This window comes from Streptomyces sp. SP18CS02, from assembly GCF_036322365.1.
GTDB lineage: Bacteria > Actinomycetota > Actinomycetes > Streptomycetales > Streptomycetaceae > Streptomyces.
This window is the reverse complement of sequence record NZ_JAQYXC010000289.1, coordinates 467163-485890: the sequence shown is the minus strand read 5'-3', so window position 1 is coordinate 485890 and position 18728 is coordinate 467163. Positions and strand designations below refer to the sequence as shown.

Genomic DNA, 18728 nt, shown 5'->3' with positions numbered 1-18728 from the left:
ATGGCCATCGACGACCCCGTACGGGGCACGACCGACCCCGCCGAAACGACTCCCCGCCCCGCCGCCGCGCCGGGCGCCGGACCGAGATCCACGTGGAGCGCACTGCGCCCCCTGGTGCTGCGCATCCACTTCTACGCGGGCCTGCTGATAGCCCCGCTGCTGCTCGTGGCCGCCACCAGCGGCCTGCTCTACGCGCTCTCCTACCAGGCCGAGAAGATCATCTACAGCCATGAGCTGGAGGCCCCGGTCGGCGACCGGGTCCTGCCGATCTCCGCCCAGGTCGACGCCGCCCGCGCGGCGCACCCCGACGGCACGGTGACCTCCGTCTGGCCCTCCTCCGAGGACGGCGCGACCACCCGCGTCCTGATGGCCTCGCCCGAGGTCGAGGAGGGCAAGTCCCTCGCCGTCTTCGTCGACCCCTACACCGCCGAGGTACGCGGAGACCTGCCGAGCTACGGAAGCTCGGGCGCCCTGCCGCTGCGCGCCTGGCTCTCCGAGTTCCACGCCGACCTGCGGCTGGGTGAACTCGGCCGCCACTACAGCGAGATGGCCGCGAGCTGGATGTGGGTGGTGGCCCTCGGCGGGCTGCTGCTGTGGATCGGCCGCAAGCGGTCCGCCAAGCGCGCCCTGTTCCTGCCCGAGCGCGGACCCAGGTCCCGTCGCCGTACCCTCTCCTGGCACGGCGCGGTCGGCCTGTGGGCGGCCGTCGGTCTCGTCCTGCTCTCCGCCACCGGTCTGACCTGGTCCCGCTTCGCGGGCGAGAACATCGGCGCCGTCCAGGACCAGCTCGGCGGCGCCACTCCCAGCGTCTCCGCCGCGCTCGCCGGGACCGCCGGCGGCGGCGACGAGCACGCGGGCCACGGCCCGGGCCACCACCCGGCCCCCGCCCCCGAGGGGGCCGACGTCGGCATCGACAAGGCGGTCGAGTCCGCCCGGGCCACCGGGGTGTCCGGCCGGATCGCGGTGACCCTGCCGACCGAGGGCAAGGGATACGTGGTCAAGGAGACCGACACCCAGTTCCCGGTGCACCTCGACTCGGTCGCGATCGACCCGGCCGACGGCGCGGTGATGGACGAACTCCGCTTCGCCGACCACCCCGTACTGGCGAAGCTCACCCGCTTCGGCATCGACGCCCACATGGGCGTCTTCCTCGGCCTCCCCAACCAGCTGGCGCTGGCGCTGCTCATGGTCGCGCTCATCCTGCTGATCCTGTGGGGCTACCGGATGTGGTGGCTGCGCCGGCCGACCAAGGAACGGAAGCTGGGCGTCGGCCGGCCGATGCCGCGCGGCGCGTGGCGCAAGGTGCCGCCGACGATGCTGCTGCCGCTGGTGGCCGCGACGGCGGTCGTGGGCTGGTTCGTGCCGATGCTCGGCGTCAGCCTGCTGGCCTTCCTGGTGGTGGACGTGGCGCTCTCCCTGGTGGCGCGCCGCAGGACACGACGCGCCGCCTGAGATCACGGTCCGGGCCTGCCCGTCAGGCCCCGCCGGCCGCGGCCACCGGGTTCCCGGGAAGGCCCGGCGGGCGGGGCCTGACGGGCGCCGCTCAGGGCGCGTACTTGTAGCCGACCCGCCGCACGGTCTGGATCGAGTGGCGGTGCTCGGCGCCCAGCTTGCGCCGCAGCCGGGCCACGTGCACGTCCACGGTCCGGCCGTCGCCGACATGGCCGTACCCCCAGACGGTCGTCACCAACTGGTCGCGCGTGTGCACCCGGTGGGGGTGCGCGACGAGATGGGACAGCAGCTCGAACTCGAGGTACGTCAGATCCAGCGGCCGCCCGTCGACCAGGGCGGTGCGCTGGGTGCTGTCGATGGTGACCGGGCCCCGCTCGGCGGTCGCCACCTCCTCGGGCACGTCCGCGACACCCAGGAGGCCCGGCGTCTGCGGGTCCTGCTCGGCCGGTACGAGCACCAGGTACCCGATCATCGGCGGCTGGCCGGGCAGGGTGGGCAGGGTGTGGGCGGGGGCCGGGAGCCAGGTGGCGCCGGGCGGCAGGAAGCCGGCGACGTCGACCACCTCGTCCCGGCCGACGGCCCGCAGGCGGTGCCGTCCCGACGTCGCGGGCTTCGGGAGGGGAGGGGTGGTGACGGTGGAGACGGTACGGGTGTTCGCCATGATGGGCTCAGCTCTTTCGCGCGGAAGGAACGAACGGACGGAAGGACGTACGTACGTCGTGCGCGGCGGCCGAAGACCTGTCCGCAAGCCTGATCGGGCAGTGGGGAGGCTTTAGAGGGCCGGCGCGTTCATCGCGCGGCAACACACCCGGTCGAAGTCGTGGTGCTGACGGGACGGCCAGAACGGCTCGAGGTCGCTGCGACCTGTCGCGGTGTTCCAGAGAATGGCCATGGCCCTATTCAACCAGACGCGGGCGGGCGGCAGCAGAGCCTGTCACGGTCCGAACGGCCGCCAGGCACCTCGCGGGCGGCCGGCCCGCGCGGCTGCCCGGCCGGGCGCCGGTCCCTCACGGCCGGTCAGGGCAGGCGGCGCGCCCCGGTGCTCCGGCGCTCCGCCCGGCCTTCCCACCACGCGCGCAGCCGCCGCTCCAACGGCCGCTCCACCGCGTGGTGCAGGGCGGCGGCCGCGGCGAGCGAGACCAGCAGCAGCGGCACGTACCAGCGCAGGTTCGTCCAGGCGACCGGCTGGAGGCCGTAGACGTCGCGCAGCGCGTAGACGAATGTCGCGTGGACCAGGTAGAAGGCGAACGACCACTCGCCGAGCCGGACCAGTGGACGGGTGCGCAGCAGGGAACGGCGCCCCGTCACATCGCTCCAGGCGATCGCCGCGATCATCGCGGTGCACGCAACGATGATCCACTCGGCCGTGGTGACCCGGGTGAGATCCGCCACCCCGCGCAGGACCGGGCTGTCGAAGGAGTGCTCCCGGCTCCGGAGCAGCCAGGCGATCAGCGCGGCCGACCCCAGGTAGCACCAGAGCGGCCGCAGCCGCACCCGCCATCCGGCGAGCATGGCGCGGGCGATGCCGATGCCGATCACGAACTCGCTCAGACGCACCACCGGGTGCGGCACGTCCCCGAGCCAGGAGTCCGGCCACCGCCAGGCGGCGAGCCGGTACAGGAAGGCCGCGGCGAAGGTGAGGACCGTGAGGACCAGCGCCCCGCGCGCCTTCACCCGGCCGAACAGCCGGTGCAGCGCCGGATGGAGCGCGTAGAAGAAGAACTCGCACGTCAGGGTCCACGCCGCCGGGTTCCCGGAGAAGGTGATCGCGGGATCGAGCGACCAGCCCTGGAGCAGGACGACGGACAGCAGCAGGACCCCGGCGGCGACCGGCTTCACCCACCACTCGGCCGGGTCGGGGGTGAAGCTGTAGAAGACCGGCACGGCCAGCAGCAGCGCGACGACGTGCGAGGGGTAGATGCGCGCCACGCGCCGCCAGTAGAACGTGGGCGCGGTGACACCGGGCCGGGCGGACCAGGTCAGTACGAAACCGGACAGGACGAAGAAGAGGGTGACCCCGTACGTGCCGAACGCGAGGGTCTCGTGGATCGGCAACGGCGCCAGATTGCTCATATGGTGCGCGAAGACGGCAAAAGCTGCCCACCAGCGCAGACCGGTCAGTGAGTCCAGCCGGGGAGCCCGCTCGGCCACCGTCCGCGGCTGCTCCGGCACCGTGGTGGTGCCGATGGACGCCGACGTCAGCGGCTGGGTCATACGGAGCCTCTTCGTACCTGCGGGTCAACGACCCCGCAGAGTGTAGGCGGGTATGCGACAGGGGCGCCCGCCGGGTCGGGCGGGCGCCCCTGTCGTACGTACGGTGCCGAGGGATCAGACCTGGCCGGCCTTCTCCAGCGCGGAGCAGCAGGTGTCCACCAGCAGACGGGTCACCACGTACGGGTCCACGTTGGCGTTCGGGCGGCGGTCCTCGATGTAGCCCTTGCGGTCCTGCTCGACCTGCCACGGGATGCGGACCGAGGCGCCGCGGTCGGAGACGCCGTAGCTGTACTCGTTCCACGGGGCCGTCTCGTGCAGACCGGTCAGGCGGTCGTCGATGCCCGCGCCGTAGTTCTTGACGTGGTCGAGCGGCTTGGAGCCCTCGCCGAGCGACTCGCACGCGGTGATGATCGGGTCGTACCCCTCGCGCATCGCCTTGGTGGAGAAGTTGGTGTGCGCGCCCGCGCCGTTCCAGTCGCCCTTGACCGGCTTCGGGTCGAGGGTGGCGGAGACCTTGAAGTCCTCGGCGGTGCGGTAGAGCAGCCAGCGCGCCACCCACAGCTGGTCGGAGACCTCCAGCGGGGCCAGCGGACCGACCTGGAACTCCCACTGGCCGGGCATGACCTCGGCGTTGATGCCGGAGATGCCCAGACCCGCCTTGAGGCAGTTCTCCAGGTGGGCCTCGACGATGTCGCGGCCGAAGATCTCGTCGGCGCCGACACCGCAGTAGTAGCCGCCCTGCGGGGCGGGGAAGCCGCCGGCCGGGAAGCCCAGCGGGCGCTCACCGTCGAAGAAGGTGTACTCCTGCTCGATGCCGAAGATCGGCTCCTGGTCGGCGAACCTGCCCGCGACCTCGGCCAGCGCGGCACGCGTGTTGGACTCGTGCGGCGTCATGTCCGTGTTGAGCACCTCGCACAGGACGAGGATGTCGTCGCCGCCGCGGACCGGGTCCGGGCAGGAGAAGACCGGCTTGAGCACGCGGTCCGACGCGTGACCCTTGGCCTGGTTCGTGCTGGACCCGTCGAAGCCCCAGATGGGGAGCTCGTCGACACCGGTGGCCGATCCGGTCATGATCTTCGTCTTGGAACGAAGCTTGGCGGTCGGCTCGGTGCCGTCGATCCAGATGTACTCAGCCTTGAACGTCACGGGGCCTCATCCTTTGCGGGTGCAGCGGTATGTCGCGCAGCTTCGCAACAGGGGATTTCCCATCCGTTGCCCGTTTGTGAACCCCGTGTTACTCAGGTTTCCTGTGTTTTCGGGCCCCGCTGTGCGGCGGGGGGCGCGCCCCACCGGGTGAGGAAGGCCACAGGCTCGCCGGGGCGTCGTATACGGCGCCCGTGCCCGTGCCCACCGGCTCCCGGGCGCGCCCTTACGGCGGACGGCCCCCGCCCCCGTACGGCCCCGCGGCCCCCGCCGCCGCCCTTCCGGCCGCTCTCTCCCCACCCGCCGCGGCTCGTCCGCCCGCCCTCTCCCGCGTGCCGCGACGACGCGACGGCGGGCAGACTGGCGGGCATGACGAAGCCCCGCATAGGACTCCTCGGCACCGGCCCCTGGGCCGACCGCACCCACGCCCCCGCCCTCGCCGGCCACCCCGGTGTCGACTTCAGCGGTGTGTGGGGCCGACGGCCCGAGGCGGCGGCCGCGCTCGCCGCCGCCCACGGGACCAGGGCGTACGACGACGTGGACGCCCTGTTCGAGGCGAGCGACGCCGTCGCCTTCGCGCTCCCTCCCGATGTCCAGGCGCCGCTGGCCGCGCGCGCGGCCGCCGCCGGCTGCCACCTGCTGCTGGACAAACCGGTCGCGACGCGGGTGACCCTCGCCCGTGAGACGGCCCTCGCGGCCGAGAAGGCCGGCGTCGCCTCTGTCGTCTTCTGCACGCTGCGGTTCGCCGAGCGCACCGCCCCGTGGATCGAGGAGCAGACGGCCCTCGGCGGCTGGTACCTGGCCCAGGCCCACTGGCTGGGCGCGCTGTTCTCGCCCGGATCCACCAGCGCCTACGCGGCCTCGCCCTGGCGCAGGGAGAAGGGCGGCCTGTGGGACGTGGGCCCGCACGTGCTCTCGGTCCTGCTGCCCGTCCTGGGGGAGGTGACCGGGACGACCGCCGTGGCGGGCCCCGCGGACTCCCGGCACCTCCTGCTGCGGCACGCGTCGGGCGCGGGCAGCTCGACGACGCTGAGCCTCGGCGCGCCGGCGCGGGCGGCGGACGCGGGCATCACGCTCTTCGGGGACCACGGGCGGGCGGTCATGCCGTCGTGGGCCGACGCCGTCGGTTCGTTCGGCGCGGCCGTGGACGCCCTCCTGGAGTCGGCGCGCAGCGGGGTCGCGCACCCCTGCGACGCACGGTTCGGGCTGCGGGTGACGGAGATCCTGGCGGACGCGGAGGCGCGGCTGGTGGGGGGACCGGTGTGACCGCGCCTCGGCGTCCCGCCGTCAGCCGACGCGCTCGATCCGCGCCTTGCGGATCAGGAACTTCCCGGGCTCGCGGACCTGCTCGAACGCCGCGTCGTTGAGCAGCGCGCAGCTGCCGGAGACCGAGGTGACCTCGACGGTCGTGGACTTGGCGTTGTCCAGGTTGGTCACCTTCAGCTTGGTGCCGACCGGGAACTGGTTGCTGGAGGCGGCCGGGGCACCGCCCTCGCCGGACAGCGTCACGGTGGACCCGGCGCAGACGACCTCGCCGGCGGGCGGCTGTGCCTGGGCCGGGGGCTGCGCCTGGGCCGGGGGCTGCGCCTGGGCGGGCGGCTGTCCTTGCGCGGGCGGCTTGGCGGCCGCGCCGCCCGCGCCCGCCCCGGCGCCCTGGTCCTGGCCGCCCGCTCCGGCACCGGCTCCCGCGCCCACCTCGCAGCCCGCGGCCTGCTGCTGACGCCTGATCTGCTCGATCACCGCGAGCCGGTTGGCGATCCGGGCCTCCGACTGGGCGTCCGGATTGGCCCGCTGCCCGGCGATGAACTGCTCGTTGTTGCTCACCGCGGTGGCCAGCCCGTCACAGGCCACCGACGCCTGGCTGGTGCCGGTCATCACGACCGCCGTACCGCCCGCCAGCGCCACGGCGCCGACGAGCAGGGCGAGCTTCTTCTTGCCGCTGAGGGTTTTCTTGCGAGACACGTGGGGGGGCTCCTGTCCCCGGCCGCCCCGCGGTCGGCGGGGGCCGGATCGGTTCCGTGTGCCCCTACGTACGAGTAACGAGCCCGTTCTGCTCAACCGGGCTCTCGGCAAAGGCGATTCGGGCCGCCTCCCGGACGGGGACCGCCGCACGGCACCGCTCGGGCAGCGGCCGGGGGCGGCCCGGTCAGGAACGGCCGGGGAAGACCGGGGACGGCCCGGTCAGGAACGGCCGAGCGCGTCGCGGACCGCCTCGTCCGTCCGGGCCACCACCGCCGAACCGTCGTCGGCCGTGATGATCGGACGCTGGATCAGCTTCGGGTGCTCCGCCAGCGCCGCGATCCAGCGCTCGCGTGCCTCCGCGTCGCGCGGCCAGTCCTTCAGCCCGAGCTCCTTCGCGTCGGCCTCCTGGGTACGGGTGATCTCCCACGGCTCAAGACCGAGCCGGCCCAGCACCTCGCGGATCTCGGCCACGGAGGGCACGTCCTCCAGATAGCGGCGGACGGTGTAGTCCGCCCCCTCCTCGTCGAGCAGGTGCAGCGCGCCACGGCACTTGGAACAGGCGGGGTTGATCCAGATCTCCATGCCCTCACGGTACCCGGCAAACCCGTGCTGGCCAGGGCCGATTGTCAGTGGTGGGCAGTAAAATCGAGGTAGTTCGTGAGGGCCCGGGGGAGGGCCCCACCACCGCGTACCAGGAGGTCGCAGATGGCTGTTGCCGCAATCACGACGCCGCCCCTCGAAGCCTGGAAGCCCGTGCAGAAGAAGCCACTGCCGGCGGGTCTGCCCCGCGAGTGGTACGTGTCGCACAACCGCCGCCTGAAGGCCATGCGGCTGACCATCGCCCTGCTCGACTCGGGCGTCTACCACCCGTCGGAGGCCGGCGACGAGAGGATACGGGCGACGGCACAGCACGTCGGCATCCATCCGCCGTCCGCCACCACCTGCCGGATGGTGCGCGCCCTGATCCGCAAGGGCCGCTGAGGCCCGCGCCCGTCCCGGTCCGCCCGGCAGCCCGTTCAGCCGTTCCGCCCGCCCGCCCGGTCGTTCCGTGTGCGGGCGGGCGCCACTGCCGGAGGGGCCCCGGCGGCCGCTCAGGGCGTGCCCGCACCCGGTGCCCCCAACACCGCCTCGATGTACGCCTCCAGCCGGGCGGCCAGCAGTTCGGGGGTCAGATCCGTGCGGCCCAGCTCCCGCCAGGGGCCCGCGACCTTCTCCGCGTCCGGAGCGAAGGCCAGCGCGTCCAGCAGCCGCCAGTACAGCCGCGCCCCCGGATCGGCCGACAGCACGCCGCCGTGCGCGACATAGCGCTCGCCGAACCGCAGCCCGCACTCCACCCCGTACAGCAGCGCCAGCGCGGTCGAGCAGTGCGCCACATCGAGGTCGGCGGGCCCCCAAGAGGTCTCGACCCAGTCGACGACCCCGCTGATCCGCAGCCCCCCACCGCTGCCCGCCCGTGTGCCCGCGCCCGTGCCGGTATCCGCCGCGTCCGAGCCCGACGCCTGGAACAGCACATTGCCCGGGTGGAAGTCCCGGTGCAGGAAGCACCCTTCGTACGAGGGGGCCGGCCGGCCGATCACCCGCACCGCCCGCGCCCACAGCTCCGGCCGCCCGGTGTCCCGTGGCACCCGCACCCGCTCCGGCGACGTCCACGCCTGGTACGGCCGCGGACGGGCCCCCTCCGCCACCGTCACGGCGTGGATGCCGACCAGCTGCCGGGCCAGCAGCTCGACGCGCGTGTCCACGTCCTCCGTGTCCACCCGCACGCTCCCGGGCAGCAGGGACATCAACAGCGACGGATCGTCGCAGTGCTCACCGGCGGCGTCGACGCCCAGGCACGTGGCGGCCGGAACGTCCGTACCGGCCAGCAGGTCCAGGACCGCCGCCTCGCGGGCGAGCAGGCCCGGCGCGTGCCGGCGGTAGAAGGGCTTGACGAACGACCGCAGCACCACCTCACGCTCCCCGCCCTTCTCTTCGACCCGCAGCCGCCGCATCTGGGACGTCCAGCCGCCACGCAGACGCCCCGCCTCCCGGGCCTGTCCGCCCGACGCGAGCTGCTTCGCCACCCAGCCGGGCGTCCGCGACGGCGCCAGCACCGTGTCGACGAACCGCCGCCGGTCCTCCGCCTCGTCCCGGAACCACAGGCCCAGCCGGTGGCCGGCCCGCTCCAGCGGCAACCGCCGGTAGTGCGAGCGGACGGAGAGCGCGTCCTCGACGGCCTCGGTGACGGCGGGCGGGATCACCTCGTCCGTCCCGGGCACCACGAGCACCGCCACGCCCTCGAACTCCCGCAAGGCGTCGAGCGCTCCGGACCGCCGCCAGCTGCCGGGCTCACGGATGATCCCGGTGAAGCCGTCCCCGAACCGGACGGGCCAGGCCTCCCGCGCGTACACGGCCGGAGCGCACAGCGCGAGGGCGACGACCCGCCCGCCGTAGTGCCGGGCCAGATCGGCGACCGTCTGGCCGCTCATGCTGAACCCGACCAGAGTCAACGGGTCCTGGGCAGGCACCAGCCGGTCGATCACCTCACGGGCCTGCGCGAACCGCCGCTCCAGGCTCGACTCCCGCAGCTCACCGGTGCTTGTGCCGTGCCCGGAGAAGTCCATCGCCAACACCCGGCACCCACGGGCGGCGAACTCGTCGACCAGCGGAAGAAGCCGCTCCATGCTGCCGTTCCCGGCCCCGTGCAGCACCACGACCGTGGCCGGGGCGTCCTCGCCGGGGTCCCGGAGCACATGACCGAGCCACTCACCGTCGCAGGCGATCAGATCCATGGTCGCCTTTCTACCCGACCGGAGACGCTGGGACCGCTGCGCACTCCACACCCCGATGCGCCACCGCACGGTGCCTCGGCGCGGAGGGGACCGGCGACGGCCGGCTGTCGCTCAAGCCGCGGGCCGCGCGTGACTGTTCGTCCGATGCCCTGCCTCGCGGACGAGGGGCGGCCCGAGGCGCTGATGCCGCGCGGCCAGGAGAACGAGGGTGCGAAGCCGACAAGGGCCGCCACCCCGGTCATGGGGTAGCGGCCCTCGTGGCGCGGACGCCGTCACCTAGGAGAAGCGACCGGGCGGCGCGCACATGACGCGCACGGAGGGGGAAGGCAAGCGGTGTGCAGGACTTCCGCCCGGGGCGCCCGGCCCCGATTCCTAGATGTCGAAGTAGAGCTCGAACTCGTGCGGGTGCGGACGCAGCTGGATCGGCGCGATCTCGTTCGTGCGCTTGTAGTCGATCCACGTCTCGATCAGGTCCGGGGTGAAGACACCGCCGGCCTGGAGGTACTCGTTGTCCGCCTCCAGCGCGTCGAGGACGGCCGGGAGGGAGGTCGGGACCTGCTGGACGTTCGCGTGCTCCTCGGGAGCCAGCTCGTAGAGGTCCTTGTCGATCGGCTCGGCCGGCTCGATCTTGTTCTTGATGCCGTCCAGGCCCGCGAGCAGCAGCGCGGAGAACGCCAGGTACGGGTTGGAGGACGGGTCCGGGGCGCGGAACTCGACGCGCTTGGCCTTCGGGTTCGAGCCCGTGATCGGGATACGCATGGCCGCCGAGCGGTTGCGCTGCGAGTAGACCATGTTGACCGGGGCCTCGAAGCCGGGGACCAGGCGGTGGTAGGAGTTCACCGTCGGGTTCGTGAAGGCCAGCAGCGACGGGGCGTGCTTCAGGATGCCGCCGATGTAGAAGCGGGCGGTGTCCGACAGGCCGGCGTAACCCTGCTCGTCGTAGAAGAGCGGGTCGCCGCCCGACCACAGGGACTGGTGGACGTGCATGCCCGAGCCGTTGTCGCCGAAGATCGGCTTCGGCATGAAGGTCGCGGTCTTGCCGTTGCGCCAGGCGACGTTCTTCACGATGTACTTGAAGAGCATCAGGTCGTCGGCCGCGGCGAGCAGCGTGTTGAACTTGTAGTTGATCTCGGCCTGGCCGGCGGTGCCGACCTCGTGGTGCTGGCGCTCGACCTGCAGGCCGGCGGCCTCCAGCTCCAGGGAGATCTCGGCGCGCAGGTCGGCGAAGTGGTCGACCGGCGGGGCCGGGAAGTATCCGCCCTTGTAGCGGACCTTGTAACCGCGGTTGTCCTCGACCGCACCGGTGTTCCAGGCGCCGGCCTCGGAGTCGATGTGGTAGAAGCCCTCGTTCGCGGCGGTGTTGAAGCGCACGGAGTCGAAGACGTAGAACTCGGCCTCGGGGCCGAAGTACGCGGTGTCCGCGATGCCGGTGGAGGCGAGGTAGGCCTCCGCCTTCTTGGCGATGTTGCGCGGGTCGCGGCTGTACTGCTCGCCCGTGATCGGGTCGTGGATGAAGAAGTTGATGTTCAGCGTCTTGTCGCGGCGGAACGGGTCCAGCCGGGCGGTCGACAGGTCGGCGCGCAGTGCCATGTCCGACTCGTGGATGGCCTGGAACCCGCGGATCGACGAACCGTCGAAGGCGAGCTCCTCGGACGGGTCGAACGCCGTCGCCGGGATGGTGAAGTGCTGCATCACTCCCGGAAGGTCACAGAACCGGACGTCGACCATCTTGACGTCGTTGTCCTTGATGAACTTCTTGGCCTCGTCGGCGTTCTGGAACATCCAACTCCTCCTACTCCCACCCGGGGGAGGGGCGGGCTTGCAGCTCGGTCGTGCGGCCAGTGCGGTGGCACACGCTGGACCTGACGATAGGCACGCGTGATTTCTCAAGCATGACCCATTTGTTTCACCCAAGTTAACCGGCCCGGCCGTGAGCGTGCTGTCACGGAGAGCACATGGACCCGGGCCGAAGTGATCGAAAGCGGGCACAGTACCGTGGTCGGGTGGACAACAGGGAAGCAATCGGATCGTGGCTCTCCGGGCCCCGCGCGGCCGCCGAGGAGATGGGGGCCGACTTCGGCTACCGGGGTGAACGGCTCGGTCTGCCCCAGGAGGGGCCGGGTTCCATCGCCCCGCTGGGACGGCGCTTCGGGGCCCTGTTCCTCGACTGGTTCCTGTGCCTGCTGATCGCATACGGCCTGATCGCAGGGGGTGACCAGGCAGCGGCGGGCAACTGGGCGCCCGCCGTCCTGTTCGTCCTGAGCGTGCTCACCGTCGGTACGGTCGGCAGTACGCCCGGCAAGCGGCTGCTCGGTCTGCGGGTGATCGCCCTCGACGGCGGCCGGCTGGGCCTGGGACGGGTCCTGGTCCGCAGCGCGCTGCTGTGCCTGGCCGTCCCCGCGTTGATCTGGGACCGCGACGGCCGCGGACTGCACGACCGCCTCTCGGGCGCCGTGCAGGTGCGGATCTAGGTTCTTCCCGCCGGATCCGGCAGCGGCCCCCGCGCCCCGGCCGTGGGCCTGCGGACACATACGAAGGCCGCCTGTGGGCCTGCGGACGCGCAGGAAGGCCGCCCGTGGGCACCTGCGGACACACATGAAGGAGGGGCGCCCCGGTCCGACCGGGGCGCCCCTCCTTCATCTGTCTCCCTCAAGGCGCCGTACGCGCCGGTGAAGGCGTCAGCGCATCTTTCCGCCTCGCGGCATCCGCATGCCCTTGGGCATCGGGCCCTTCGGCAGGGGCATGTTGCTCATGAGGTCGCCCATCGCCCGCAGCCGGTCGTTGGCCGCGGTCACCTGCGGGCCGGAGAGCACCCGAGGCATCTTGAGCATGGTGGTGCGGACCTTCTTCAGCGGCACCTGGCCCTCGCCGTTGCCGACGATGATGTCGTGGACCGGGACGTCCACGACGATCCGGGCCATCTTCCTCTTCTCGGCCGCCAGCAGGGTCTTGAGCCGGTTCGGGTTGCCCTCGGCCACCAGTACGATGCCGGCCTTGCCGACCGCCCGGTGGATCACGTCCTGGTTGCGGTTCATCGCCACCGCGGGGGTGGTCGACCAGCCGCGTCCCACGTTCTGCAGGACGGCGGCCGCCGCGCCCGGCTGGCCCTCCATCTGCCCGAAGGCGGCCCGCTCGGCGCGGCGTCCGAAGACGATCGCCATCGCGAGGAACGCCAGGACAAAGCCCAGGATGCCCAGATAGACGGGGTACCCGATCAGGAAGCCGATCGCGAGGAGGGCGCCGAAGACGACGATGCCCACGCCCGCGACGACGAGACCGACCTTCGGATCGGCCTTTCGGGTCATCTTGTACGTCAGAGCGATCTGCTTCAGTCGCCCGGGGTTCGCAGCAGCGTCAGCGCTGTCTGAGTTTGCCTTCCTCGCCATGCTGTGAAGTTTACGTGGCCTGGGAAGTGCGGCCAGCCACGGCCTCCAGAACATGCTGCGCCTCGACCCTGTCCTTGGCCCGGCGCCGGTCCTCCAGGACGGAGGTCCAGGCGTTCCGGCGGGCCGTGCGCTGGCCGCCGCCCAGGAGCAGCGCCTCCACGGCGCGCAGGGCGTCGGTGACGGACGGGATGGCGGTGGCGCGTACCTGCTGAGTCGCGGCCTGCATGGCGGAGCTCTCCCCTCGGGGCGGGTTCGGCGGGCGTGAGCCGGGACGGGCGGACGTGTGCGTCTCACGCGCGGAGGAATGTGCGGTGCGTAAAGCCAGGGTCACTGATCGGTGTTACCAGTGCATGACCGACCGGTCAAACCCGGATGAAGGCTTCACCGGGGGCCCGGAAACGCCGACGCGGCCCGCGAACCCTCCCCACCTGCGGGGAAGGCGCGGACCGCGTCCATTCCGGCGATACTCACCGGTAGTCTCTTGTGCGCAGATTCACACAGAGCCCGGATCCCCGAGGGGTCCGGGGTTCACGCCACAGCCTGGCCGCGCCGTTCCATGGCCTGCTGGAACAGCCGGCCGGCCCGGTACGACGAGCGGACCAGCGGCCCCGACATCACACCGGAGAAGCCGATCTCGTCGGCCTCCTCCTTGAGCTCCACGAACTCCTGCGGCTTCACCCAGCGCTCCACCGGGTGGTGGCGCACCGACGGGCGCAGGTACTGCGTGATCGTGATGAGCTCGCAACCCGCGTCGTGCAGGTGCTGGAGCGCCTCGCTGACCTCCTCGCGGGTCTCGCCCATGCCGAGGATCAGGTTCGACTTGGTCACCAGGCCGGCCTCGCGGGCCTTGGTGATGACCTCCAGCGAGCGCTCGTAACGGAACCCGGGACGGATGCGCTTGAAGATCCGCGGCACCGTCTCGACGTTGTGCGCCAGTACCTCGGGACGGGACGAGAAGACCTCGGCCAGCTGCTCCGGCACCGCGTTGAAGTCCGGGATCAGCAGCTCGACCTTGGTGTGGCCGGTCTCGCGCTCCGCGGTCATCGCGTGGATCTGCCGCACGGTCTCGGCGTACAGCCACGCGCCGCCGTCCTCCAGGTCGTCGCGCGCGACGCCGGTGATGGTGGCGTAGTTCAGGTCCATCGTGACGACGGACTCACCCACGCGCCGCGGCTCGTCCCGGTCCAGCGCCTGCGGCTTGCCCGTGTCGATCTGGCAGAAGTCGCACCGTCGGGTGCACTGGTCACCGCCGATGAGGAAGGTCGCCTCGCGGTCCTCCCAGCACTCGAAGATGTTGGGGCAGCCCGCCTCCTGGCAGACCGTGTGCAGGCCCTCGCTCTTCACGAGCTTCTGCAGCTGGTTGTACTCCGGACCCATCTTCGCCCGGGTCTTGATCCACTCGGGCTTGCGCTCGATGGGGGTCTGGCTGTTCCGGACCTCCAGGCGCAGCATCTTGCGTCCGTCGGGTGCGACTGCGGACACGTCTGGCTCCTACAGCTTCGATTCTTCGGCGAACACCAGGGTACGCCCGATAAAAGTGATGGCCTTACGTTTGGCCAACCTCTGGCCAGAGGGGCCCATTCCCCGGACGCCTAGGCGGTGGCCCTCTCGACCTCGCGGGGCCGGGGCTCCGCGTTCTCCAGCACGTCCCGCAGATGCCTCTCGACCACCGGGACGACCTCCGCGATGGTCACGTCGCGGCCCAGCTCGTTGGCGAGCGACGTCACGCCCGCGTCCCGGATCCCGCACGGCACGATCCGGTCGAACCAGGTGTTGTCGGGGTTCACGTTCAGCGAGAAGCCGTGCATCGTGACGCCCTTGGCGACCCGGATGCCGATCGCCGCGAGCTTGCGGTCCTCGCCGCGCTGGCCCGCGTTGGACGGGGCGTACTCGGGGCCGCTCAGCCGCGGGTCGAACTCCTCGTCGTGCAGCCGCGGGTCGAAGTCCAGCGACAGGCCGCCCAGCGCGGGGCGCCGCTCCAGCGGGTCGCCCAGCACCCACACGCCGCTGCGGCCCTCGACGCGGGTCGTCTCCAGGCCGAACTCCGCGGCCGTGCGGATCAGCGCGTCCTCCAGGCGGCGGACGTGTGCCACGACATCCACGGGGCGCGGCAGCTGGAGGATCGGGTAGCCCACGAGCTGACCCGGGCCGTGCCAGGTGATCTTGCCGCCGCGGTCCACGTCCACGACCGGCGTCCCGTCCAGGGGGCGCTCGTTCGGCTCGGTGCGCCGCCCCGCCGTGTAGACCGGCGGGTGCTCCAGCAGCAGGCAGGTGTCGGGGACCTCGTCCGCGAAGCGGGCGGCGTGGACCTCGCGCTGCTTGTCCCACGCCTCCTGGTACTCGACCGCTTCCTCGCCGAACCCCAGATGGACGAATCGCAGCTCGCTCACGGCAACGCCTCCTAGAACCTTCACCCTGCACTCATCACGCCCCACGCCACTGTACGGCGGCGGCGGGGACCCCCGGCGGGCAGGTGCGGCCCGTCAGCGCTGCCCGTAATCCTCACACGATCGGATGAATGTGGGGCGAAGCTGGCGGTACGGGCGTCACGGGAGGCTAAATTCGCGCCGATAATCGCGCCGATCCGAGGGGCTGCAACCCGGCCCGGAAGGCAGGAGACCGCACCGCTGATGACGGATCGACCCCCGCAGCGCAACCCCAACCGCCAGCTCGCAGCGCTGATCGCCGAGGCCGGATTCTCCAACGCAGGACTCGCCAGACGGGTGGACCAGCTGGGGCTCGAACACGGACTGGACCTTCGGTACGACAAGACCTCGGTGACCCGCTGGCTGCGCGGCCAGCAGCCGCGCGGAACCACTCCCGCGCTGATCGCCGAAGTCTTCACCCGGCGTCTGGGCCGACGGCTGTCCGCCCAGGACCTGGGGCTCGACGCCTGCGCCCCCGTGTACGCGGGCCTGGAGTTCGCGGCCTCGCCCGAGGAGGCGGTCGACATCGTCGGCGGGCTCTGGCGCAAGGACTCCGGCAGCCACGCCGAACTCCGCAAGATCGCCTTCACCCCGGCCGGCCTGGTCGTGCCCAGCCGCGACTGGCTGATCGGCCGGGCCGACGAACGGGTGGCGCGCGGCGAGCCGCCGCAGAGCGGCCCACGCGTCCCGCTCCAGGGCCGTGCCTCCGTACCCCGCCAGCGCACCACCGACCGCGGGCCAGGGCAGCGGGTGTCCAGCGGCGACATCGCGGCGCTCCGCTCGGTCGGAGAGCTGTTCCGCACCCTCGACCACGCCTACGGCGGAGGCCACGCCCGCCAGGCCCTCGTCCGCTACCTGGAGCACGAGGCCGAGCCGATGCTGCGCGGCACCTACGGCGAGAGCGTCGGCCGGAGGCTGTTCGCCGCGGCCGCCGATCTGACCCGGCTGGCCGGATGGACGTCGTACGACATCGCCGCGCACGGTCTCGCCCAGCGGTACTTCGTCCAGGCGCTGCGGCTCGCCCAGGCGGCCGGCGACCGGGCCTACGGCTCGTACGTCCTGATCACCATGAGTCGCCAGGCCGTCTACCTCGGCCACGGACGGGAGGCGGTGCAGCTCGCGCGGGTGGCCCAGCAGGGCGTCGGCTCCGCGGCGCCACCCGTCGTCCAGGCCCTGCTGCACGCCGTCGAGGCCCGGGGGCACGGCGTCCTCCAGGAGGTCCGGGCGTGCACCGCCTCGCTCGTACGGGCCGAGCGCGCCCTGGACGCGGCCCGGCCCGCCGACGACGTGCCGCACTGGGCGCGCCACTTCGACGAGGCCCAGCTGGCCGCCGACTTCGGCCACTGCCACCGGGACCTCCAGCAGTACCGGGCCGCCGCGCAGCACGCCGAGCGCTCGCTCCAGCTGCGCGCGCCCGCCTATGCGCGCAGCCGGCTCTTCTGCCGGGTCGTGCTCGCCTGCGCCCGACTCGGCCTGGGCGAGCTGGACCAGGCGTGCGCGCTGGGCGCCGAGGCGGCCCAGCAGGCGGCGGAGATGCGCTCGGCGCGAGCCGTCGAGTACGTGCGGGACTTCGAGCGGCGCCTGGAGCCCTACCGGGACGCGACGGCGGTACGGAACTACCGCGACCGGGTGGGCGCGATCGGTTAGGGCCTCCCGTCCGGATCCTGCCGGCCCGTGTGCCGGATCACGCACACCGGTCCCGGCCGATCCGGACGGAGGGCCCGGGCGGCCTCCCGGGCCCCGCGCCCGTCCGACGGGAAGGATGGCTCAGGCGGCCGCCGGAAGCGGGCGGACCGCCCCGTAGCCGGGCTGGACGCCGAAGTCCCGCAGCACCGCGTGCCCGGCCCGGCGGCCGGAGTAGAGCGCACCCTGGACGGTGCTGGTGTCGCGGTGGTCCCCGCACACGTACAGTCCCGCCAGCAGCCGCACCGGCCGCCGCAGATCGTGCGGAGGGGCCATCGCGGGCACCGCCTCGGGGTCGTGGTGGACGGCGAGCAGCTCCCAGTCGTCGGTGCCCGTGCCGTACAGCGCGGCCAGCTGCCTCCTGGCCCGCCGGTCCAGGTCGTCCGGCGGTGTGCCGAGCACCGTCGAACTGATCAGTACGCGGCCGTGCGGAGCGCGCGAGCGGTCCACCTCGCTCATCACCGCGGTGTGCGACACCGGACCCGACCGGTCGGCGTCCAGCAGCAGCGCCGGGCCCGCCGGCGGGGGCTCGGGAGCGGTGTGGTGCAGGACCGTCACCGGGTGGAACCCGGGTACGCGCAGTCCGGGCAGGAGCCCGGCGGCGGCCCGGGCGCCGGTCGCCACGATCACGGAGCGGCAGCCCACCTCCCCGTGCTCGGCGGTCACCACCCGGGTGACGGACACGTCCGTCACCCGTACACCGGTCCTCACCGTGCCGGGCGGCAGGGCGGCCGCCAGCCGCTCGGGCAGGGTGGCGGCGCCACCCGCGGGTACGCACATCCGGCCCCGCGCGTAGCCCCGCAGCGCGAGGTCGGCGCACCGGCTGGACGTGGTGAGGTCGGGGTCGCAGAGCAGCGCCGACAGCAGCGGGCGCAGGAACCGGGTGACGGTCCTGGCCGGCAGCCCGCGCACCGGGAGGGCCTCCATCGCCGGGCGCTCCGGGCGGGCCAGCAGCCGCGAGGTGGGGGTGCCCGCCAGCCGGGCCAGCGTGGCCCCGAGCCGTGCCTGGTCGAGCGGATGAGGGGCGCTCGCCAGGGCGCGCGCCCGGGTGAATGCTCCCCCCACGCCCCGGGGGCCGTGCGGGGCCCCCCTGCGCACCCCGGCCTCGCCGCCGCGGTGCAGCCGCCCGTCGCTGTGCACGAGGACTCCCGGCCGGAACAACCGCAGACCGGTGCCGTCGAGGCCGGGGGTGCGGCGGAGCTCCGGATACGAGGTGTTGAGCAACTGGCCGATGCGGTCGAGCCGGAAGCCGTCGATGTGTTCGGTGGCCATCCGGCCGCCGACGTGCGGGGCGGCTTCCAGGACGCTGACCGTCACTCCTGCGCTGATCAGCTGGTGAGCCGCGGACAGTCCCGCTATCCCGGCTCCGACGATGACGACGTCCGCGTGATGTGCGGTGCTGAGCACGTGTCCCTCCCCGAGGTGGCGGTGTCGGTGCGTGGGGCTCATGCCCTCAACTGGCCGTGGGAATACCCGAGTTCGGGCCGACCTTAGGGCGCTGGCCCGGACGGCGGGAGTCGCGCGCGCAGGGGGTCACCGATGCACGGGGTCGCACGGCCGTGAGCTCTGCCCACGCCTGCCCCTGCCCCGGTCCGCGCAACGCAGTCCCCGGTCCGCCGGGACCGGTGGCCCGGGCCCGGGCGCCCCGGTGCGCGCCGTCCGGGCGGTGGAACGCACCGGCCTCCCCGGTC

Annotated in this window: 17 protein-coding genes; 5 read left to right on the top strand and 12 right to left on the bottom strand. The window is 72.7% G+C overall.

All coding sequences use genetic code 11. From position 1 onward, the window contains the following. Nucleotides 1-1452 (top strand): PepSY-associated TM helix domain-containing protein, encoded by a 1452-nt coding sequence (locus PUR26_RS22510; RefSeq protein WP_329874255.1) that lies wholly within the window; start codon nucleotides 1-3, stop codon nucleotides 1450-1452. Between the two features lie 91 nt (nucleotides 1453-1543). Here PUR26_RS22510 and PUR26_RS22505 read toward each other — a convergent pair whose 3' ends face one another. The 3 genes from PUR26_RS22505 to glnII form a co-directional block, all read right to left on the bottom strand. Further along, nucleotides 1544-2113 (bottom strand): winged helix-turn-helix domain-containing protein, encoded by a 570-nt coding sequence (locus PUR26_RS22505; protein ID WP_329874254.1) that lies wholly within the window; start codon nucleotides 2111-2113, stop codon nucleotides 1544-1546. A gap of 356 nt (nucleotides 2114-2469) precedes the next feature. Continuing rightward, nucleotides 2470-3666, bottom strand: coding sequence for an acyltransferase family protein (locus tag PUR26_RS22500; RefSeq protein WP_329874253.1), 1197 nt, complete (start codon nucleotides 3664-3666; stop codon nucleotides 2470-2472). A 114-nt stretch (nucleotides 3667-3780) separates the two neighbouring features. Continuing rightward, the gene (glnII, locus tag PUR26_RS22495; RefSeq protein ID WP_329874252.1) at nucleotides 3781-4812 is read right to left on the bottom strand and encodes a glutamine synthetase; all 1032 of its coding nucleotides are present in this window, start codon (nucleotides 4810-4812) and stop codon (nucleotides 3781-3783) included. A gap of 366 nt (nucleotides 4813-5178) precedes the next feature. Between glnII and PUR26_RS22490 the strand changes: the two genes are divergently transcribed. After that, nucleotides 5179-6075: a Gfo/Idh/MocA family protein gene (locus PUR26_RS22490; protein ID WP_329874251.1), complete on the top strand. Its 897-nt coding sequence runs from the start codon at nucleotides 5179-5181 to the stop codon at nucleotides 6073-6075. 21 nt (nucleotides 6076-6096) lie between these two features. Here the strand turns inward: PUR26_RS22490 and PUR26_RS22485 are convergent, their stop codons facing one another. Both PUR26_RS22485 and PUR26_RS22480 read right to left on the bottom strand, forming a co-directional pair. After that, nucleotides 6097-6771 (bottom strand): hypothetical protein, encoded by a 675-nt coding sequence (locus PUR26_RS22485; protein WP_329874250.1) that lies wholly within the window; start codon nucleotides 6769-6771, stop codon nucleotides 6097-6099. Nucleotides 6772-6990: 219 nt separating this feature from the next. Then, nucleotides 6991-7353: an arsenate reductase family protein gene (locus tag PUR26_RS22480; protein ID WP_329874249.1), complete on the bottom strand. Its 363-nt coding sequence runs from the start codon at nucleotides 7351-7353 to the stop codon at nucleotides 6991-6993. A gap of 123 nt (nucleotides 7354-7476) precedes the next feature. Between PUR26_RS22480 and PUR26_RS22475 the strand changes: the two genes are divergently transcribed. Beyond that, nucleotides 7477-7752 carry a hypothetical protein gene (locus tag PUR26_RS22475; protein ID WP_329874248.1) on the top strand — a complete coding sequence of 92 codons (276 nt, stop codon included), beginning with the start codon at nucleotides 7477-7479 and terminating at the stop codon, nucleotides 7750-7752. A 110-nt stretch (nucleotides 7753-7862) separates the two neighbouring features. Here the strand turns inward: PUR26_RS22475 and PUR26_RS22470 are convergent, their stop codons facing one another. Both PUR26_RS22470 and glnA read right to left on the bottom strand, forming a co-directional pair. Then, a complete protein-coding gene (locus PUR26_RS22470; RefSeq protein ID WP_329874247.1) occupies nucleotides 7863-9542 on the bottom strand; it encodes an alpha/beta fold hydrolase in 1680 nt (559 codons plus the stop codon). 372 nt (nucleotides 9543-9914) lie between these two features. Beyond that, nucleotides 9915-11324, bottom strand: a complete 1410-nt coding sequence (gene glnA / locus PUR26_RS22465; protein ID WP_329874246.1) for a type I glutamate--ammonia ligase — start codon at nucleotides 11322-11324, stop codon at nucleotides 9915-9917. 221 nt (nucleotides 11325-11545) lie between these two features. On the opposite strand from glnA, the gene PUR26_RS22460 reads away from it, so the two are divergent. Next, complete coding sequence (locus PUR26_RS22460) at nucleotides 11546-12013, top strand: RDD family protein (protein ID WP_329874245.1); 468 nt, start codon at nucleotides 11546-11548, stop codon at nucleotides 12011-12013. A 207-nt stretch (nucleotides 12014-12220) separates the two neighbouring features. Here PUR26_RS22460 and PUR26_RS22455 read toward each other — a convergent pair whose 3' ends face one another. The 4 genes from PUR26_RS22455 to lipB all read right to left on the bottom strand — a co-directional run bounded on the left by PUR26_RS22455 (nucleotide 12221) and on the right by lipB (nucleotide 15318). Continuing rightward, entirely contained in the window at nucleotides 12221-12928 is a 708-nt protein-coding gene (locus PUR26_RS22455) for a DUF4191 domain-containing protein (protein ID WP_329874244.1), read from the bottom strand. Between the two features lie 10 nt (nucleotides 12929-12938). Continuing rightward, nucleotides 12939-13154 (bottom strand): SCO2195 family GlnR-regulated protein, encoded by a 216-nt coding sequence (locus PUR26_RS22450; protein ID WP_329874243.1) that lies wholly within the window; start codon nucleotides 13152-13154, stop codon nucleotides 12939-12941. 302 nt (nucleotides 13155-13456) lie between these two features. Then, the gene (gene lipA / locus PUR26_RS22445) at nucleotides 13457-14410 is read right to left on the bottom strand and encodes a lipoyl synthase (RefSeq protein ID WP_329874242.1); all 954 of its coding nucleotides are present in this window, start codon (nucleotides 14408-14410) and stop codon (nucleotides 13457-13459) included. Nucleotides 14411-14520: 110 nt separating this feature from the next. Beyond that, entirely contained in the window at nucleotides 14521-15318 is a 798-nt protein-coding gene (gene lipB, locus PUR26_RS22440) for a lipoyl(octanoyl) transferase LipB (RefSeq protein WP_329874241.1), read from the bottom strand. Between the two features lie 240 nt (nucleotides 15319-15558). On the opposite strand from lipB, the gene PUR26_RS22435 reads away from it, so the two are divergent. Next, nucleotides 15559-17001 carry a regulator gene (locus PUR26_RS22435; protein ID WP_329874240.1) on the top strand — a complete coding sequence of 481 codons (1443 nt, stop codon included), beginning with the start codon at nucleotides 15559-15561 and terminating at the stop codon, nucleotides 16999-17001. A gap of 120 nt (nucleotides 17002-17121) precedes the next feature. On the opposite strand, the gene PUR26_RS22430 is transcribed toward PUR26_RS22435, so the two are convergent. Continuing rightward, nucleotides 17122-18444, bottom strand: coding sequence for an NAD(P)/FAD-dependent oxidoreductase (locus tag PUR26_RS22430; protein ID WP_329874239.1), 1323 nt, complete (start codon nucleotides 18442-18444; stop codon nucleotides 17122-17124). Nucleotides 18445-18728: the final 284 nt, after the last annotated feature.

What these genes read in the sequence shown, in the direction of transcription:
- PUR26_RS22510 (WP_329874255.1), top strand. Translation starts at nt 1, where the DNA reads ATGGCCATCGACGACCCCGTACGGGGCACGACCGACCCCGCCGAAACG.
- PUR26_RS22505 (WP_329874254.1), bottom strand. Translation starts at nt 2,113, where the DNA reads ATGGCGAACACCCGTACCGTCTCCACCGTCACCACCCCTCCCCTCCCG.
- PUR26_RS22500 (WP_329874253.1), bottom strand. Translation starts at nt 3,666, where the DNA reads ATGACCCAGCCGCTGACGTCGGCGTCCATCGGCACCACCACGGTGCCG.
- PUR26_RS22490 (WP_329874251.1), top strand. Translation starts at nt 5,179, where the DNA reads ATGACGAAGCCCCGCATAGGACTCCTCGGCACCGGCCCCTGGGCCGAC.
- PUR26_RS22480 (WP_329874249.1), bottom strand. Translation starts at nt 7,353, where the DNA reads ATGGAGATCTGGATCAACCCCGCCTGTTCCAAGTGCCGTGGCGCGCTG.
- PUR26_RS22475 (WP_329874248.1), top strand. Translation starts at nt 7,477, where the DNA reads ATGGCTGTTGCCGCAATCACGACGCCGCCCCTCGAAGCCTGGAAGCCC.
- PUR26_RS22470 (WP_329874247.1), bottom strand. Translation starts at nt 9,542, where the DNA reads ATGGATCTGATCGCCTGCGACGGTGAGTGGCTCGGTCATGTGCTCCGG.
- glnA (WP_329874246.1), bottom strand. Translation starts at nt 11,324, where the DNA reads ATGTTCCAGAACGCCGACGAGGCCAAGAAGTTCATCAAGGACAACGAC.
- PUR26_RS22455 (WP_329874244.1), bottom strand. Translation starts at nt 12,928, where the DNA reads ATGGCGAGGAAGGCAAACTCAGACAGCGCTGACGCTGCTGCGAACCCC.
- PUR26_RS22450 (WP_329874243.1), bottom strand. Translation starts at nt 13,154, where the DNA reads ATGCAGGCCGCGACTCAGCAGGTACGCGCCACCGCCATCCCGTCCGTC.
- PUR26_RS22435 (WP_329874240.1), top strand. Translation starts at nt 15,559, where the DNA reads ATGACGGATCGACCCCCGCAGCGCAACCCCAACCGCCAGCTCGCAGCG.